This window comes from Agrococcus lahaulensis DSM 17612, from assembly GCF_000425105.1.
Lineage (GTDB): Bacteria > Actinomycetota > Actinomycetes > Actinomycetales > Microbacteriaceae > Agrococcus > Agrococcus lahaulensis.
In genome coordinates, this window is the sequence record NZ_AULD01000015.1 from 51,857 (window position 1) to 67,767 (window position 15,911).

Sequence of the window (15,911 nt, forward strand, 5' to 3'; positions counted from 1 at the left end):
AGGTGAGCAGCCGGGTCATCGAGCGCGCCGAGCGTCAGACGACGTGGTCGAGCGCCGAGGTGTGGCACGCGTGGCCGCTCGCGTGGGCCGACCGCACGTCGCGCTCGCTGCTGCTCGTCGCGCTCGCCATCAGCGGGCTGCTCTCGTGCTACGGGCTCACGCTCCTGCTGCACCGCCCGCCCGAGCTCACGCCGTCGCTCACGCTGCGCGGCATCGGCGCGCTGCTGCTCGTGCTCGCGGCGATCGTCGCGCCGGCGTCGCGCAGCTACCGGCTCGGCGCCTTCTACTGCATCGTGCTCTTCGCGTGCACGCAGGCGGCGGTGCTGCTGCTGCAGTCGACGTCGCTCATCGGCGCCTCGACCTACGGCGCGCTCGACGCGATCGACTTCATCTCCTTCGGCACGCTCGTCGTCGCCTGGATGCTCGTGCGCATGCGGCATCCGCTCACGATCCTCGTCGTCGTGACCGGCTACGCGATAGCGGGTGCCGCCTTCTTCGCCAGGGCGCTGCCGGCGATCCGCGAGCGGCTGTTCGACCACCCCTGGCAGGAGGCGTCGAGCTCGATCGACGAGGCGATCGGGCGCACCGGCGCGCTCGTGCTCGTCATCATGCTCGTGCTGCTCGCGTGGTGGCTCGACGGCTGGATGCGCGCGCTCCTGCCGGTCGCGCACGTCGCGGAGCCGCACGGCTCGGGCCGCGCGCACCGCACGGGCGAGCGCCCGCGCGTGCGCGTCGCGGTGGTCGCGATGCTCTGCTGCCTCGACCTGCTCGCCCTCGCCGTCGCGATCTCGGCGAAGCAGCCGACGTCGCGCGGCAGGCTCTCCGAGGCCGACGACTGGTGGTGCTCGGTCGTGATCGCCGTCTCGACCGCGCGCACGGCGCTCGTGATCCTCGCGATCGCCGCTGCCGTCATCTGGATCAGTGACCCGGTGCAGCGAGCGGTCTGAAGCCGTCGCGCACGCGAGAGCGGGGCGGCTCCCGCCACCCCGCTCCGTGCCTCCGCTCCAGCGGTCAGTCGACGTCCTCGTCGACCCAGTCGAGGGTCTTCTGCACCGCCTTCTTCCAGTTGCGGTACGTGCGGTCGCGCGCCTCCTGGTCCATCTGCGGCTCCCAGCGGCGGTCCTCCTGCCAGTTCTGGCGCAGCTCGTCGAGCGAGCCCCAGAAGCCGACCGCGAGCCCCGCGGCGTAGGCGGCGCCGAGCGCGGTCGTCTCGGCGACGACGGGCCGCACGACCGGCACGCGCAGCAGGTCGGCCTGGAACTGCATGAGCGTGTCGTTCGCGATCATGCCGCCGTCGACCTTGAGCTCCGTGAGGTCGACGCCGGAGTCGGCGTTGACGGCGTCGACGACCTCGGCGGTCTGGAACGCCGTCGCCTCAAGCGCCGCGCGCGCGATGTGGCCCTTGTTGACGTACCGCGTGAGCCCCACGAGCGCGCCCCGCGCATCCGGCCGCCAGTAGGGCGCGAACAGGCCGGAGAACGCCGGCACGAAGTACGCGCCGCCGTTGTCGTCGACGCTCTTCGCGAGCTCCTCGACCGCGGGCGCGTTCGGGATGATCCCGAGGTTGTCGCGCAGCCACTGGATGAGCGAGCCCGTGACGGCGATCGAGCCCTCGAGCGCGTAGTGGGTGGGCTCGTCGCCGATCTTGTAGCCGACGGTCGTGATGAGCCCGTTCTTCGAGTGGACGATCTCCTCGCCCGTGTTGAAGATGAGGAAGTTGCCGGTGCCGTAGGTGTTCTTCGCCTCGCCCGTGTCGAACGCTGCCTGGCCGAACGTCGCCGCCTGCTGATCGCCCAGGATGCCGGTGATCGGCGTCTCGCGCAGGAGCGACTCCGACGCCGCGACGCCGAACTCGCCCGACGACGGCCGGATGTCGGGGAGCATCGAGCGCGGCACGCCGAAGTCGGCGAGGATCTCGTCGTCCCACTCGAGCGACTCGAGGTCCATGAACAGCGTGCGCGACGCGTTCGTGACGTCGGTCGCGTGCACGCCGCCGTTGACGCCGCCCGTGAGGTTCCACAGCACCCACGAGTCGGTCGTGCCGAAGAGGAGGTCACCGGCTTCGGCGGCCTCCCGCGCGCCCTCGACGTTCTCGAGGATCCAGACGATCTTCGTGCCCGAGAAGTAGGTCGCGAGCGGCAGCCCGGTCCTCTGCTTGTAGCGGTCGGTGTCGCCGTCGGCGAGGCGGTCGACGATCTTCTGCGTGCGGGTGTCCTGCCAGACGATCGCGTTGTAGACCGGCTCGCCCGTCTGCTTGTTCCACACCACCGCGGTCTCGCGCTGGTTCGTGATGCCGATGGCCTTGACGTTGTGCCGGGTGACGTTGGCCTTCGAGAGCGCCTGGCCGATCACCTCGCGGGTGTTGTTCCAGATCTCCATCGGGTCGTGCTCGACCCAGCCGGCGTGCGGGAAGATCTGCTCGTGCTCGAGCTGGCCGGTCGAGACGATGCTGCCGGCGTGGTCGAAGAGGATGGCGCGGGTCGAGGTCGTGCCCTGGTCGATCGCGATGACGTAGTCGGTCATCAGTGCTCCTTGGTTCGGTGACGGATGCGGTGGTGGAAGCAGAGGAGGGAGCCCGGCGGGCCCCCTCCTCGACCGCTCAGGCTGCGAAGCCGGCGACGCCGGCGATCATCGTGGGCGCGAGCAGGCCGGCGAGCACGCCGCCGACGACCGGGCCGACGACCGGGATCCACGAGTAGCCCCAGTCGCTCGAGCCCTTGCCCCTGATGGGCAGCACCGCGTGGGCGATGCGCGGGCCGAGGTCGCGCGCGGGGTTGATGGCGTAGCCGGTCGGCCCACCGAGCGACGCGCCGATCCCGACGACGAGCAGCGCCACGGGGAGCGCGCCGAGCGAGGCGAGGCCGGCGGGCACCGACGCATCCGCATCGCCGTTCTGCACGCCGAACGCGATGACGACGAACACGAGCACGAAGGTGCCGATGATCTCTGTGATGAGGTTCCAGCCGGTCGAGCGCAGCGCGGGGCCGGTCGAGAACGTGCCGAGCTTGGCGCCCGGGTCCTCCTCGACGTCGAAGTGCTGCTTGTAGGCGAGCCAGCACAGCACCGCGCCGAGGAAGGCACCGAGGAACTGGCCGGCGAGGTACATCGGCAGCAGCGCCCAGTCGTACTCGTTGCCCTTCACGAGGTCCTGCGCGAGCAGTCCGAGGGTCACGGCCGGGTTGATGTGGGCGCCGGAGTAGATCGACACGATGACGCCCGCGAAGACCGCCAGGCCCCAGCCGAAGTTGATCATGAGGAAGCCGCCGCCGAAGCCCTTCGTGCCCTTCAGCACGACGTTCGCGACGACACCGCAGCCGAGGAGCACGAGCATCGCGGTGCCGACCAGCTCTGAGAGGAATACCAGACCGGGGTTCAGATCCACAGGTCCCTGCTTTCTCTTCCACGAGCGTCATCGCTCGTACCGCTCGCTCGAGCGGTAGCCACACTGTAACCGGGCACCGCCCGATCTTGCGCAACCGGTTGCGATTTCCTCAGATCCATCGCGAGATCAGCATCCTGGGCGTACGGTGTGAGCGACCGACACCCCGAGGGAGAGGACCGACGTCGTGAAGAAGCTCATCAACGATCCCGGCAAGACGGTCGACGAGGGGCTCGCGGGCTTCGCCGCGGCGCACCCCGACCTCGTGCGCCTCATCGTCGATCCGCCGTTCGCGGTCGTGCGCGCCGACGCGCCGCTCAACGGGAAGGTCGGCATCGTCTCGGGCGGCGGCTCCGGCCACGAGCCGCTGCACGCCGGCTTCGTCGGCCCCGGCATGCTCGACGCGGCGGTGCCGGGCGCGATGTTCACCTCGCCGACGCCCGACCCCATCCTCGAGGCGACGCGGCAGGTCAGCGCGGGCGCGGGCGTGCTGCACATCGTGAAGAACTACACGGGCGACGTGCTGAACTTCGAGACCGCCGCCGAGCTCGCGCTCGCCGAGGGCATCGAGGTGCAGTCGGTCATCGTCGACGACGACGTCGCGGTGAAGGACTCGCTCTACACCGCGGGGCGTCGCGGCGTCGCCGGCACGCTGCTCGTCGAGAAGCTCGCGGGCGCAGCCGCGGAGCGCGGCGACAGCCTCGACCGGGTCGCCGAGATCGCCCGCACCGTCAACAGCAGGGTGCGCTCGATGGGCATGGCGCTCGCGCCGTGCACGGTGCCGCACGCGGGCGAGCCGAGCTTCCAGCTCGCCGAGGACGAGGTCGAGATCGGCATCGGCATCCACGGCGAGCCGGGCAGGGAGCGCATCGCGCTCGAGCCCGCCGACCGCATCGTCGACCGCCTGATCGAGCCCATCCTCGAGGACCTGCCGTTCCAGCAGGGCGATCGCGTCGTGCTGCTCGTCAACGGCATGGGCGGCACGCCGCAGTCGGAGCTCTACATCGTCTTCCGCCGGGCGGCGGAGGTGCTCGCCGATCGCGGCATCGTGCTCGCCCGCTCGCTCGTCGGCTCGTACGTCACGAGCCTCGAGATGCAGGGCGTCTCGCTCACGCTCCTGCAGGTCGACGACGACCTGCTCGAGCTCTACGACGCCCCGGTGCAGACGGCGGCGCTGCGGTGGGGCCGGTGAGCACCGAGGGATCCGTGGCGCTCGACGGCGCGTGGACGCGCCGCTGGATCGAGGCGGTCGCCGCCGAGGTCTCGCGCCGGAAGGCCGAGCTCACCGCGCTCGACCGCGCGATCGGCGACGCCGACCACGGCGAGAACCTCGACCGCGGGTTCCAGGCGGTGCTCGGCAAGCTCGACGCGCTCGACGACGGCGCGACCCCCGCGGCGGTGCTCCGGCTCGTCGCGACGACGCTGATCTCGACGGTCGGCGGAGCGGCGGGGCCGCTCTACGGCACGGCGTTCCTCAAGGCGTCGATGGCGGCGGGCGATCGCGACGCGCTCGACGCGGCGGCGCTCGTCGAGGTGCTGACCGCGGCGCGCGACGGCATCGTCGCGCGGGGCAAGGCGGAGTCGGGCGACAAGACGATGGTGGATGCGTGGACGCCGGCCGTCGAGGCGGCGTCCGCTGCCGGCGACGACGTGCGGGCGGCGCTCGCTGCCGCGGCCGAGGCCGCCGCCGAGGGCGCGATCGCGACGGAGCCGCTCGTCGCCCACAAGGGCCGGGCCTCCTACCTCGGCGAGCGGGCCGTCGGGCACCGCGACCCGGGGGCGGAGTCGACCGCGCTCATCCTCGCCGCGGCGGCGGAGACGCCGTGACCGTCGGGCTCGCGATCGTCTCGCACTCGGCGCGCATCGCCGAGGGCGTCGTCGAGCTCGCGGCGCAGATGGCGCCGAGCGTCGCGATCGCCGCGGCCGGCGGCACCGACGACGGCTCGCTCGGCACGAGCTTCGACCGCGTGCAGGCCGCGATCGCCGAGGCCGACTCGGGCGACGGCGTCGTCGTGCTGTGCGACCTCGGATCGGCGGTGCTGACCGCCCAGACCGCCCTCGACTTCGCCGAGGCGCCCGAGCGCATCCGCATCGCCGACGCGCCGCTCGTCGAGGGCGCGGTCGCCGCCGCGGTCGCCGCCGAGGGCGGCGCGGGCCTCGAGCAGGTCGTGGCGGCCGCCGAGTCGGGGCCGCAGGGGGCGGCGCGGCCGGAGCCCACCGAGGGCGGGGGCGCGGTCGTCGAGCCGGAGGACGGCGCGGCGGTGCTCGAGCTCGAGCTCGAGAACGAGCACGGGCTGCACGCGAGGCCGGCGGCGCTGCTCGTGCGCGCCGCGGGCGGCTTCGAGGCGGAGGTGACGGTGAACGGCGTCGACGCCTCGAGCCTGCTGCGCGTGCTCGCGCTCGGCCTCGACCGGGGCGCGATCGCGCGCTTCGAGGCGACCGGGCCGCAGGCGCGCGAGGCGATCGCGGCGATCCGCGAGCTCGCGGAGAGCGGGTTCGGGGAGGGGTAGTCGCTAGGCGCGGTGCGCGGCGAACTCGTCGAGCGCCGCCCGGGCGACGACGAACGAGCACTGGGGTCGGATGCGCTTGCCCTCGGCGATCGTCGCGCGGAGCGCCTCGTCGACGAGCCGGGAGCCGATGCCGCGGCCACCGAAGGACGGGTCGACCTCGGTGTGGGGGAAGGCGCGGACGTCGTCGGCGTCGCGGTAGTCGGCGAAGCCGGCGAGCGCGCCGTCGACGCGCGCCTCGAAGCGCTGCGATGTCGGGTTGTCGACGATCTCGATCTGCTCGCTCATGGCCGCGAGCGTAGCCCGCGAGGCTGGGTGCGCCGTGAGCGGCGGGGTGCGGCATGCTGGAGCCATGCAGCTCGACCCGCGACGCATCCTGATCTTCCGCACCGTCGCGCGCGAGGGCTCCGTCTCGGGCGGCGCCCGGGTGCTCGGGTGGACGCAGCCGGCCGTGAGCCAGCACATCCGCCTGCTCGAGGAGGAGGTCGGCCAGGCACTGCTGCTGCGCTCGTCGACCGGCGTCACGCTCACCGAGGCGGGGGAGCGCCTGCTGCGGCACGCCGACGGGATCGCCGGGCTGCTCGGCTCGGCGGAGGCCGAGCTCGCGTCGCTCGCCGAGGGCGCCGGCAGCGTCACGATCGCGGCGTTCCCCTCGGCGCTCGCCGACTTCGTGCCCCGCTCGATCGCGGCGGCGCGGCTCGCCGTGCCGGGGCTCACCGCGCGCGTCATCGAGCTCGAGCCGCCGGAGGCGATCGATGCGGTGCTCGCGGGCGACGCCGACGTCGCGGTCGCGTTCGAGTACGACGAGCTGCACGACGACGTGCAGCTCGCGCGCATCGAGCTCGGGCCCGACCCCTCGCGCATCGTGCTGCCCGCCTCGCACGAGCTCGCGGACGGCGCCCCGGTCGACATCGCGGCGCTCGCCGGCGCCGAGTGGGTCGGCGGGTGCGAGCGATGCCGCTCCCACCTCGAATCGCTCGCGACCGACGCGGGCTTCGCCCCGCGCATCCACTTCGAGACGGACGACTTCGTCGCCGCGCAGTCGTTCGTCGCGGCGACCGGCTCCGTCACCCTGCTGCCCGACATGGCGCTGCGGGTGCTCACGCGCGACGACGTCGTCGTCGCGCCGCTCTCCGACGGCTCGGGCCGCACCGTCTCGCTGCGGCACCGGCACGGCGCCGAGCGGGTGCCGGCCGTGCTCACGGTGCTCGAGGCGATGCAGCGGCTCTGGGCCGAGGGGCGCTGAGGGTCAGGCGCGCGCGGGCTGCGGGACCGCGCGGCCGAGGCCGAGCCGCTGCTGCAGGCTGACCGCGAGCAGCGCCTGCCCGAGCACGTACATCACGAGCACCGCGAACGCGCGGAGCGCATCCGGGATCTCGATGAGGAACAGGCCGATGCCGAGCACGAGCACGCTCGAGAGCAGCAGCAGGCCGCCGAGCAGGCCGGCGGTGTCGATCGCCGCGAACGCCGCGACGGCGGCGATGAGGAGCGCGTAGAGCAGCACGGGCACCGCGAGCGGACCCGCGCCGATCGCGATGACGCCGCCCGAGATGGCGCCGACGAGGCCGTAGCCGATCGCCGCCCAGCCCCACGCGAGCGAGCGGCGGCGCGACGGCCACAGCGCGGCCAGGAACGCGACGGCGGCGAGCAGGAACATGCCCAGCAGCACGATCGTCTCGCCGGTCAGGGAGCCGAGGCCGTCGCCGAGCCAGCACAGCTGCACCGCGGTGACGTGGCAGACGCCCGTCGCGCTCCGCCAGGCGCCCAGCACGAGCAGCGCGACGGCGATCGGCAGCGCGAGGAGCCACATCGTCAGGTCGCGCGCGAGCGTGAGGAGCGCAGGCTCGCCCACCTCGAGGTCGAGCAGCAGCGCCGCCGCGAGGTTGATCGCGAGCGCCGTGCCGGAGACCGCGAACCCCGCGCGGAGGGCTCGAGGCAGCGGCGGCATGCCAGCCATGCAACCACGGGCCTCGCGATCGGGCGCGGCGGCGTGCGCGTGTCGAGGCCGGTGCTCCGCGATCGCCGTTCCGCGTCGGCGCGGCGCTCGACTAGCATCGACTCGTCAGGCGCCCTCGGCGCCGGTCACGACAAAGGCGACCACGCGCTCCGCGCGCGACACACATGGACCCTCGCAGACGAGGCTCCGTGCGTGCCGCGCGAGCCTCCGGAACCCCTGGAGCGCATCGTGCCCGACACCGCCGCCTCGACCGCCGACCGCGCCGCGACCGCGGCGACCACCGTCTCCGCCGCCATCGCCGCCGAGCTTGAGCGCCACGCATCCGTCGTGTTCGCGCTCATGGGCAACGGCAACGCCTGGTTCCTCGACGCCGTCGTGCGGCGCGGCGCCATGGCCGTCACGACCGTGCGCCACGAGGCGGCGACGGTCGCCGCCGCCGACGCCCACCACCGGGCGAGCGGTGCGCTGGCGATCGCGACGACGACCTACGGGCCCGGCTACACGAACGCCATCACGCCGCTCGCCGAGGCGGCGATCGCGCGCGTGCCGCTCGTGCTGGTCGTCGGCGACCAGCCGATCGCCGGCCCGCGCCCGTGGGACGTCGATCAGCGGGCGATCGCGACCGCGGTCGGCGCCCCGACGATCGTCGCGACGCGCGCCGACGCAGCAGCGGCGGCCCGTCGCGCCGTCGAGACGGCGCTCGTCGAGCGCCGCCCGGTCGTGCTCGCCATCCCGTACGACATCGCGCACCTCGAGGTCGAGGAGGGCGCGGCCGAGTCCGTCGCCGAGGCGGTGGCGGAGCCGTTCCTCTCGATCGACGCCGAGCAGCTCGCCGGGGTCGCCGAGCAGCTGCTCGAGGCGCGGCGGCCGCTCCTGCTCGCGGGCCGCGGCGCCCACCTCGCCGGCGCCGCCGAGCCGCTGCGCGCCCTCGCCGCGGCGCTCGGCGCCCGCACCGCGTCGAGCGTGCTCGGCAGCGGCATCTTCGCCGACGACCACCGGCACCTCGGCATCTCGGGCGGCTTCGCGTCGGAGCGGGCGGCGGCGGCGATCGAGCGCGCCGACGTCGTGCTCGTCGTGGGCGCGGGCCTCAACCAGTTCCAGACCCGCTTCGGCGACGCCTTCGCGCCCGACGCGCGCGTCGTGCAGGTCGACGTGCTCGAGGCCGCGACGAACCCGCGCGTCGACGAGCACGTGCGCGGCGACGCGCGGCTCGTCGCCGACGCGCTCGTCGCGCTCGTCGGGGCCGAGGGGGCGGATGCGCGGGGCGACGAGGGGTGGGCCGAGGCCGGCTTCGGCGACGTCACGGGAGCGCAGCGCGACCGCGAGCCGGGCGACCTGCTCGCGCCCGACGGCCGCCTCGACCCGCGCAGCCTCTTCCACGCGCTCGAGCGCATCCTGCCCGAGGATCGCGTCATCGTCTCGGACGGCGGCCACTTCATCGGCTGGGCGCCCACGCACCTCTCGGTCGCCGACCCCGAGCGGCTGCTCCTCGTCGGCACCGCCTTCCAGACGATCGGGCTCGGCTTCCCGAGCGCCGTCGGCGCGGGGGTCGCCCGGCCGGAGTCGACGATCGTGCTCGTCTCGGGCGACGGCGGTGCGCTCATGGGGATCGCCGACCTCGACTCCGTCGTCCGCTCGGTGCGGCGCGGCGTCATCGTGCTCGTCAACGACGCCGCCTACGGCGCCGAGATCCACCAGTACGCGGTGCGCGGCGTCGCGGAGGAGCCGATGCTCATCGAGCAGGTCGACTTCGCCGCGGTCGCGCGCGGCTTCGGCGCCGAGGGCGCGGTCATCGAATCGCTCGACGACCTCCGCCACCTCGAGGCGTGGCTCGCGAGCGGAGCGGAGGGCGTCTTCCTCGCCGACTGCCGCGTGAGCCGCGAGGTCGTCGCGCCCTACATGCTCGAGGTCGTCGACGCCGCGAAGCGAGCCTCGGGGCGCTGACGCCTCAGCGCTCGTCGAGCTCGAGCAGCCGGCGGAAGAGCGAGAGCACCTCGTCGGGCAGGAGGGGCTCGGCGACCGTGACGTCGCAGCGCGTCTCGATCGTCACGCGCCACAGCGGCGCGTCGGGCAGCACCTGCCCGTCGAGCTCGGCGAGCACACCCGAGGCGACGAGGGTGTCGAGCCGATCGCGATCCTCGCCCGGGATGATCTCGAGCTCGAGCGTCGCGGCGCGCGTGCGGCCGAGCATCCCGCCCGTCCGCGCGACGCGCACCGCGTCCTCGATCGGCGCGTCCGGCTCCGCGCCCTCGGTCACGCCGACCTCGCGCCACGCCGCGCGCACCGCCTCGGTCTCGCGCGCATCCGCCCCGAACCTCGCCTCGGCGGCCGCCTCGGTCGCCCGTGCGAACGCGACGAAGTCGGCCTCGGCCGAGAGGCCGCCGGTGAGCGCGTCGAACCAGATCCGGCCCGGCGCCTCCCACGAGGGGCCGCCGATCGCGGTGGCGACGAGGTGGAACGCGCGGTTGGGGATGCCGGAGTTGATGTGCACGCCGCCGAGGTCGTCGCGCGTGACGACGAAGTCGCGCATGTGGCCCGGCTGCGGGTCCTTGCCGAGCACGGGGTCGTCGAAGGCGGTGCCGGGCGCGGCCATCGAGCGCAGCGCGACGCCCTGCACGCGATCGGTGAAGACGCCCGCGCCGATGAGCCAATCCGCCTCGACGGCGTCCTGGCCGAGCGAGTGCTGCTTCACGAGCGAGCCGAGCACGTCGGCGATCGACTCGTTGAGCGCGCCGGGCTGGTCGCGGTAGACGAGGTCGGCGGTCGCGGCGATCACGCCGTGCCCGAGCTCGTGCCCGATGACGTCGATCGCGCCGGTGAAGCCGGCGAACACCTCGCCGTCGCCGTCGCCGAACACCATGCGCTCGCCGTCCCAGAACGCGTTGTCGTAGCGCGTGCCGTAGTGGACCGTCGCTCGGAGCGGCATGCCGCGCCCGTCGAGCGAGTCGCGGCCGAAGGCCTCGAGCAGCATGCGCCACGCCGCGCCGAGCCCGTCGTAGGCCTCGTCGGCGGCCGTGTCGCCCGTCGCGGGGCCGCCCTCGGTGCGCACCTCCTCGCCCGGGAGCGTCGTCGTGCCGCGCGCGTCGCTGATGACGCGATCGGGCGAGGGCTCGCCCGGCACGCGCGCCGGTGCCGGGAGCCCGATGCCCTGTCGGGAGCGACCGGCTCGCTCGCCGCGCACGTCGCGGTCGACGCCGAGCGTGCGCTCGGCGATGCGCGCGGCGGGCACGTCGGCGGCGGCGAGCCGCTCGAGCAGGTAGGGCGGCACGATGCCGCGGCGCACGGCGTGCACCGCGTCGTCGGCGCGGGGCGCGGCCGAGCGGGCCTCGAGCGCGTCGTGGATCGCGGGCGCGATGAGCCCGGCCCACAGCTCGTAGCCGGCGGCGGAGGGGTGGAAGCCGTCGGATGCGTGCCACTGCGGCTCGAGGATCGCGGGCGTGGGGAGGTGGAGCACGTCGGGCGCCGCGGCGGCGATGCGCTGGAGGGCGTCGTCGAGGCTGCGCGCGTGGCCGCCGAGGAGCGAGCGGATCGGCTGCGGGAGCCACTCGAAGGTGTCGATCTGCGGGGCGCCCGCGACGCACAGCACGCCGCTGGGCCGCAGGTGGCGCCGGAGGCCGTCGAGGAGCGAGCGCACGGTCGCCGTGAACGCGCCTCGGCTGACGAGCTGCAGCGCGTCGTTGGCGCCGACGAGCAGCAGGATGGCGTCGAAGGGCTCGTGCGCCTGCCGGTCGAGCACGGGGAGGTGCCGCTCGAGCACCGCCGCGGCCGTCGACCCCTCCTGCCCCTCGATGCGCCACGCGACGCTCCGGTCGCCGAGCGATGCGAGCCGCTCGGCGAGCCGCACGGCGAGCGCCTGTTCGAGCCGCTCCGAGCCCACGCCGGTCGCGGTCGAGTCGCCGACGAGCAGCAGCCGCAGCGGCTCGGCGCCGCTCGCCGGGCCTACCGTGCCCCAGCGCCGCCCCTGCGGCTCGGGCAGCCACACGAGCGCCGACTGCAGCTGCTTGGCCTGCCGCAGCAGCACCGGCGCGAGGGCGAAGGTCGCTGGCCGCGCGAGCCGGTGGATGCCGCGCTCCGCTCGGCGCAACGCGGTCGCGCCGAGCGCTCCGAGCCGTTCCGCGAATCCCATCGACGCCCCCTCGTCCTCCGATCGCGGCGATGCTACTCCCGGCCGCTGACGGTCGGCTCGTCGCCCGCGGCCACCGATCGCGCTACCGGCCCACGCGCATCCGCACCTCGACCTCGTCGCCGAGCCCGACGCCCTCCGCCCGCTGCACGGCGACCTTGAGCGGCAGCAGGTAGCGCCCGTCGCGCGGGAAGAGGGAGGTCGTGAACGACGTGCCGCCGATCGTCGCCTCGACCGGGATGACGCCCCACCCGTACGTGAGCTCGCGCGCGCTCTCGTGGATGAGCTCCGACTCGTCGGGCGGCACGGGGAGGAAGACGAAGGGCGGCGGCCCGCGCCACTCGATCGCCGTCGACGAGAACTCGAGCTCCATGTGGGCACGCTAGCGGCGAGGGCGGGCGCGGGGGAGGAGCGAGCCCGGCCGATAGCCTGGATGCCATGCCCAGAAGCGCCGCCGTCTCCATCGCCGCCGTCGTCGGCGCCCTCGTCCTCATCGTCGGCGTCGCGCTGCTCGTCGTGCGGCCGTGGGAGCCGCCGACCGCAGCGCCCGCGCCCGCGCCCGGCTCGAGCACCGCGACCGCCGAGCTCGTCGAGGAGTCGACCCACCTGCTCTCGGACGCCGGCGAGGGCGCGCCCGTCGTCGTCGAGTTCTTCGACTACGAGTGCCCCGCGTGCGGGCAGTTCGCGCCCATCGTCGACGACCTCGTCGAGCGGCATGGCGACGAGGTGACGTTCGCGGTGCGCTACTTCCCGCTCCCGAGCCACCCGAACGCGATCCCCGCAGCGGTCGCCGCGGAGGCGGCCGCGCAGCAGGGCGCGTTCGCCGAGATGCACGCGCTGCTGTTCGAGCGGCAGTCGGAGTGGGCGGGCTCGGAGGGCGCCGAGGCGACGTTCCGCGGCTACGCGGAGGAGCTCGGGCTCGACATGGCGGCCTTCGACGAGGCGGTCGCGGCCGACGCGACGCTCGACCGCGTCGCCCTCGACGCGAACGCCGGGATCGCGCTCGGCGTGCCCTCGACGCCGACGTTCTACGTCGACGGGGAGCAGCTCGAGCTGCGCGACTTCGGCGACCTCGAGGCCGCGATCGAGGCGGCGCTCGCCGAGTAGCGGAGCCGCGCCCGTCAGGCGGGGCGCAGCCGCAGCGTGTGCGCGTGCCCCACGACCGTCGCGACGATCGGCGGGTCGAAGCGCGCGTACTTGCGCCGGTACTCGTCGTCGATGACGCGCTGGTCGAGCCCCGAGCCGTCCTCGATCACGACGTCCTGCTCGACGTCGCCGCAGCGGATGCGGCCCGCGCCGCGCTCGAGCGCCCGGCGGTACCAGCCGTTCCGCTCGCCGTAGGCCGAGCGGACGATCACCTCGCCGCCGACTGCGACGGCCCAGATCGTGATCGCGGGGCTCAGGCTGCCGTCGGGACGCCGGGAGGAGAGGTGCAGCTCCTCGGTCATGCCGATCACGGCGAGGTCCTCGGGGTCCCACGGCGCGCTCATGCCGCCATCCTGTCGCAGTGGCAGGATGAGCGCCATGCTCGAGCGGCGAGGCGCGGCGGCGGCCTGGAGCGCCGTCGTGCTGCTCTCGATCGCGGGCTGCGCCGCGTCGCCCGGCCGGGCGCCGAGCGCGATGCCGGCGGCCGAGGCGAGCATCGTGCTCGAGCTCGTGCAGCTGCGCGGCGACGTCGCGAGCGGCCACGTCGAGCTGCGCGTGACGAACGGCGGAGCGGCGGAGCTCGAGGTCGCGCGCGCCGCCTACGAGTCGAGCCGCTGGAGCGCGCCGATGGAGCGCGCGGAGGGCGACGCCGTCCCCGCGGGAGCCTCGCGCAACCTGCGGCTGGAGCTGCCGCCGCCGACGTGCGACGAGGGACCGCTCGAGCACCGCGCCGTGCTCGAGCTCGCCGACGGGCGGGTCGTCGCGGGCGTCCCCGGCGACCCGCTCGGGCAGCTCGAGGCGATCGACGACGCGGCGTGCGCGCTGCGGTCCTTCGAGCGCGACGTCGCGGCCGTGCGGTGGCTCGACCCGGCGATCCCGGCGGATGGGTCGGGTGCGGCGATCGTGCGGCTCGAGGTCGTGCCCGTGGCGGGCGAGGGCGCCGCGGGCGGGAGCGTCGACGAGGTCGGCGCGACGGTCCTGCTCGCGCCCGTCGACGCATCCGGGAACCGCATCGAGTCGCTGCCGGTCGGCCTCGCGATCGAGCCGGGCGGCGAGCCCGCGGTCGTCGAGGTGCCGCTCACGCCCGGGCGGTGCGACGCGCACGCGATCGCGGAGGACAAGCAGGGCACGCTGTTCCGCATCCGGGTTACGAGCGCGGGCGAGCCGGCCGAGCTCGTGCTGCCGAGCCCCGACGCGCAGCGCGACGCCCTGCTCGCGTGGGTCGTCGCGCGCTGCGCCGCGCAGCCGTGACGCGGTCGAGCCTCAGCGGCGCGCGCGGCGCACGTCGATGCGCGAGGTGCCGATCTCGTCGCCCGCCTTCCAGTCGGCCCAGCCCGGCTGGTCGGCCATGAACGCCTCGATCTCGTCCTTCGACGCCTCGAGCCGCGGGTCGTGCCGGAGGTAGTGGCGCGTCTCGCGCGCGACGAGGCCCGAGAGGATGAGCAGGCCGATGAGGTTCGGCAGCGCCATGAGGCCGTTGGCGATGTCGGAGAAGGTCCACACGAGCGAGAGCTCGGTCGTGCAGCCGACGAAGACGACGAGCGAGAAGAGCACGCGGAAGGGCATGACGAGCCGGCGGCCGAAGAGCCGCTCGACGTTGCGCTCGCCGTAGTACGACCAGCCGAGGATCGTCGAGTAGGCGAACAGGACGAGGCCGATCGTGACGACCCAGTGGCCCCAGTCGCCCGGCAGCCCGGTCGAGAACGCCTCGCCCGTCATGAGCGCGGCGCTCAGCTGCTCGCCCGCCTCGTCGACGTCGTCCCACACGCCCGTCACGACGATCGTGAGGCCCGTGATGCTCACGACGATGAGCGTGTCGATGAACGTCTGCGTCATCGAGACGAGGCCCTGCCGCACGGGGTGTGTCGTGCGGGCGGCGGCGGCGGCGATCGCGGCGGAGCCGAGGCCGGACTCGTTCGAGAAGAGGCCGCGCGCGACGCCCATCTGCACCGCGATGATGAGCGCGGAGCCCGCGAAGCCGCCGATCGCGGCCGTGCCGGTGAACGCATCCGTGAAGACCTGGGCGAGGGCGGCGGGCAGCGCCGTGACGTTCGCGCCGAGGATCCAGAGGCCGCCGACCACGTAGAAGACGATCATGACGGGCACGAAGCCCGCGGTGACGCGGCCGATCGACTTGATGCCGCCGACGAGCACGACGAGCGTGAGCGCCGCGAGCACGATGCCCGTCACCCACGTCGGCACGCCCCAGCTGAACTCGACGTTCGAGGCGATCGAGTTGCCCTGCGTCATGTTGCCGATGCCGAAGCACGCGATGACGGTGAAGATGGCGAACGCGAGCGCGAGCGCGCGACCGAGCGGGCCGGGGATGCCGCGCCGGAGGTAGTGCTGCGGGCCGCCCGACTTCTCGCCCGCCTCGTCGGTCGTGCGGAAGCGCACCGCGAGGTAGGACTCCGTGTACTTCGACGCCATGCCGACGAGGCCCGTGACCCACATCCAGAAGAGGGCGCCGGGACCGCCGATGCCGATCGCGGTCGCGACGCCGACGATGTTGCCGGTGCCGACGGTCGCGGCGAGCGCGGTCGTGAGCGCCTGGAACTGCGAGATGTCGCCCTCGGCGCCGTCGTCCTTGCGCCGCAGCAGCCCGAGGCGCAGGCCCGCGCCGAGCTTCAGGAACTGCAGCCCGCCGAGCCTGATGGTCAGGTAGAGCCCCGTGCCGACGAGGAGCGGGATGAGGAGGAACGGCCCCCAGATGATGCCGCTCAGGCTGTCGAGCACGGTCTGCAGCGGCGTCAGGTCCATCGGCGGTCGGTCTCCTCGAGGTCGCGGTCGTGCGTCGGG

General features: G+C 74.2%; 16 protein-coding genes. 8 read left to right on the forward strand and 8 right to left on the reverse strand.

Translation table 11 applies throughout. The features are described 5' to 3' along the window. Positions 1–2: 2 nt before the first annotated feature. Entirely contained in the window at positions 3–947 is a 945-nt protein-coding gene (locus tag H508_RS0108190; protein WP_026373697.1) for a hypothetical protein, read from the forward strand. Between the two features lie 64 nt (positions 948–1,011). Here the strand turns inward: H508_RS0108190 and glpK are convergent, their stop codons facing one another. Together glpK and H508_RS0108200 are read right to left on the reverse strand one after the other, a co-directional pair. Next, positions 1,012–2,523 carry a glycerol kinase GlpK gene (gene glpK / locus H508_RS0108195; RefSeq protein ID WP_026373698.1) on the reverse strand — a complete coding sequence of 504 codons (1,512 nt, stop codon included), beginning with the start codon at positions 2,521–2,523 and terminating at the stop codon, positions 1,012–1,014. 76 nt (positions 2,524–2,599) lie between these two features. Further along, positions 2,600–3,331 carry an MIP/aquaporin family protein gene (locus tag H508_RS0108200; protein WP_425393458.1) on the reverse strand — a complete coding sequence of 244 codons (732 nt, stop codon included), beginning with the start codon at positions 3,329–3,331 and terminating at the stop codon, positions 2,600–2,602. Between the two features lie 235 nt (positions 3,332–3,566). Between H508_RS0108200 and dhaK the strand changes: the two genes are divergently transcribed. From dhaK to dhaM, 3 genes are read left to right on the forward strand one after another with little or no spacing between them, the layout of a single operon-like run. Next, positions 3,567–4,571: a dihydroxyacetone kinase subunit DhaK gene (gene dhaK, locus H508_RS0108205; RefSeq protein ID WP_026373700.1), complete on the forward strand. Its 1,005-nt coding sequence runs from the start codon at positions 3,567–3,569 to the stop codon at positions 4,569–4,571. 14 nt (positions 4,572–4,585) lie between these two features. Then, on the forward strand, positions 4,586–5,206 hold the full coding sequence (dhaL, locus tag H508_RS0108210) for a dihydroxyacetone kinase subunit DhaL (RefSeq protein ID WP_026373701.1): 621 nt from the start codon (positions 4,586–4,588) through the stop codon (positions 5,204–5,206). Then, positions 5,203–5,889: a dihydroxyacetone kinase phosphoryl donor subunit DhaM gene (gene dhaM, locus H508_RS0108215; protein WP_026373702.1), complete on the forward strand. Its 687-nt coding sequence runs from the start codon at positions 5,203–5,205 to the stop codon at positions 5,887–5,889. Before dhaL ends, dhaM begins: the two co-directional genes overlap by 4 nt. Positions 5,890–5,892: 3 nt before the next feature. On the opposite strand, the gene H508_RS0108220 is transcribed toward dhaM, so the two are convergent. Further along, positions 5,893–6,174: a GNAT family N-acetyltransferase gene (locus H508_RS0108220; RefSeq protein WP_026373703.1), complete on the reverse strand. Its 282-nt coding sequence runs from the start codon at positions 6,172–6,174 to the stop codon at positions 5,893–5,895. A 64-nt stretch (positions 6,175–6,238) separates the two neighbouring features. Here H508_RS0108220 and H508_RS0108225 point away from each other — a divergent pair, with 64 nt between their 5' ends. Continuing rightward, complete coding sequence (locus H508_RS0108225) at positions 6,239–7,132, forward strand: LysR family transcriptional regulator (protein WP_035254541.1); 894 nt, start codon at positions 6,239–6,241, stop codon at positions 7,130–7,132. A gap of 3 nt (positions 7,133–7,135) precedes the next feature. Here the strand turns inward: H508_RS0108225 and H508_RS0108230 are convergent, their stop codons facing one another. Next, positions 7,136–7,834 (reverse strand): lysoplasmalogenase family protein, encoded by a 699-nt coding sequence (locus H508_RS0108230; RefSeq protein WP_026373705.1) that lies wholly within the window; start codon positions 7,832–7,834, stop codon positions 7,136–7,138. Positions 7,835–8,035: 201 nt separating this feature from the next. Between H508_RS0108230 and H508_RS0108235 the strand changes: the two genes are divergently transcribed. Then, the gene (locus H508_RS0108235; RefSeq protein ID WP_342663264.1) at positions 8,036–9,787 is read left to right on the forward strand and encodes a thiamine pyrophosphate-binding protein; all 1,752 of its coding nucleotides are present in this window, start codon (positions 8,036–8,038) and stop codon (positions 9,785–9,787) included. Between the two features lie 4 nt (positions 9,788–9,791). On the opposite strand, the gene H508_RS17175 is transcribed toward H508_RS0108235, so the two are convergent. Beyond that, a complete protein-coding gene (locus tag H508_RS17175; RefSeq protein ID WP_084155240.1) occupies positions 9,792–11,969 on the reverse strand; it encodes a protealysin inhibitor emfourin in 2,178 nt (725 codons plus the stop codon). 82 nt (positions 11,970–12,051) lie between these two features. Next, entirely contained in the window at positions 12,052–12,339 is a 288-nt protein-coding gene (locus tag H508_RS0108245; RefSeq protein WP_026373708.1) for a DUF1905 domain-containing protein, read from the reverse strand. A 65-nt stretch (positions 12,340–12,404) separates the two neighbouring features. Between H508_RS0108245 and H508_RS0108250 the strand changes: the two genes are divergently transcribed. Next, positions 12,405–13,073 (forward strand): DsbA family protein, encoded by a 669-nt coding sequence (locus tag H508_RS0108250; RefSeq protein WP_026373709.1) that lies wholly within the window; start codon positions 12,405–12,407, stop codon positions 13,071–13,073. Between the two features lie 14 nt (positions 13,074–13,087). Here the strand turns inward: H508_RS0108250 and H508_RS0108255 are convergent, their stop codons facing one another. Continuing rightward, positions 13,088–13,456 (reverse strand): DUF2255 family protein, encoded by a 369-nt coding sequence (locus tag H508_RS0108255; protein WP_026373710.1) that lies wholly within the window; start codon positions 13,454–13,456, stop codon positions 13,088–13,090. A gap of 34 nt (positions 13,457–13,490) precedes the next feature. Here H508_RS0108255 and H508_RS0108260 point away from each other — a divergent pair, with 34 nt between their 5' ends. Next, the gene (locus tag H508_RS0108260) at positions 13,491–14,363 is read left to right on the forward strand and encodes a hypothetical protein (protein ID WP_026373711.1); all 873 of its coding nucleotides are present in this window, start codon (positions 13,491–13,493) and stop codon (positions 14,361–14,363) included. Positions 14,364–14,375: 12 nt separating this feature from the next. Here H508_RS0108260 and H508_RS0108265 read toward each other — a convergent pair whose 3' ends face one another. Further along, positions 14,376–15,872 carry an alanine/glycine:cation symporter family protein gene (locus H508_RS0108265; protein ID WP_026373712.1) on the reverse strand — a complete coding sequence of 499 codons (1,497 nt, stop codon included), beginning with the start codon at positions 15,870–15,872 and terminating at the stop codon, positions 14,376–14,378. Between the last annotated feature and the right edge of the window lie 39 nt (positions 15,873–15,911).

What these genes read in the sequence shown, in the direction of transcription:
- H508_RS0108225 (WP_035254541.1), top strand. Translation starts at nt 6,239, where the DNA reads ATGCAGCTCGACCCGCGACGCATCCTGATCTTCCGCACCGTCGCGCGC.
- glpK (WP_026373698.1), bottom strand. Translation starts at nt 2,523, where the DNA reads ATGACCGACTACGTCATCGCGATCGACCAGGGCACGACCTCGACCCGC.
- H508_RS0108230 (WP_026373705.1), bottom strand. Translation starts at nt 7,834, where the DNA reads ATGCCGCCGCTGCCTCGAGCCCTCCGCGCGGGGTTCGCGGTCTCCGGC.
- H508_RS0108260 (WP_026373711.1), top strand. Translation starts at nt 13,491, where the DNA reads ATGCTCGAGCGGCGAGGCGCGGCGGCGGCCTGGAGCGCCGTCGTGCTG.
- H508_RS0108220 (WP_026373703.1), bottom strand. Translation starts at nt 6,174, where the DNA reads ATGAGCGAGCAGATCGAGATCGTCGACAACCCGACATCGCAGCGCTTC.
- H508_RS0108250 (WP_026373709.1), top strand. Translation starts at nt 12,405, where the DNA reads ATGCCCAGAAGCGCCGCCGTCTCCATCGCCGCCGTCGTCGGCGCCCTC.
- H508_RS17175 (WP_084155240.1), bottom strand. Translation starts at nt 11,969, where the DNA reads ATGGGATTCGCGGAACGGCTCGGAGCGCTCGGCGCGACCGCGTTGCGC.
- H508_RS0108245 (WP_026373708.1), bottom strand. Translation starts at nt 12,339, where the DNA reads ATGGAGCTCGAGTTCTCGTCGACGGCGATCGAGTGGCGCGGGCCGCCG.
- H508_RS0108255 (WP_026373710.1), bottom strand. Translation starts at nt 13,456, where the DNA reads ATGAGCGCGCCGTGGGACCCCGAGGACCTCGCCGTGATCGGCATGACC.
- H508_RS0108265 (WP_026373712.1), bottom strand. Translation starts at nt 15,872, where the DNA reads ATGGACCTGACGCCGCTGCAGACCGTGCTCGACAGCCTGAGCGGCATC.
- H508_RS0108200 (WP_425393458.1), bottom strand. Translation starts at nt 3,331, where the DNA reads ATGCTCGTGCTCCTCGGCTGCGGTGTCGTCGCGAACGTCGTGCTGAAG.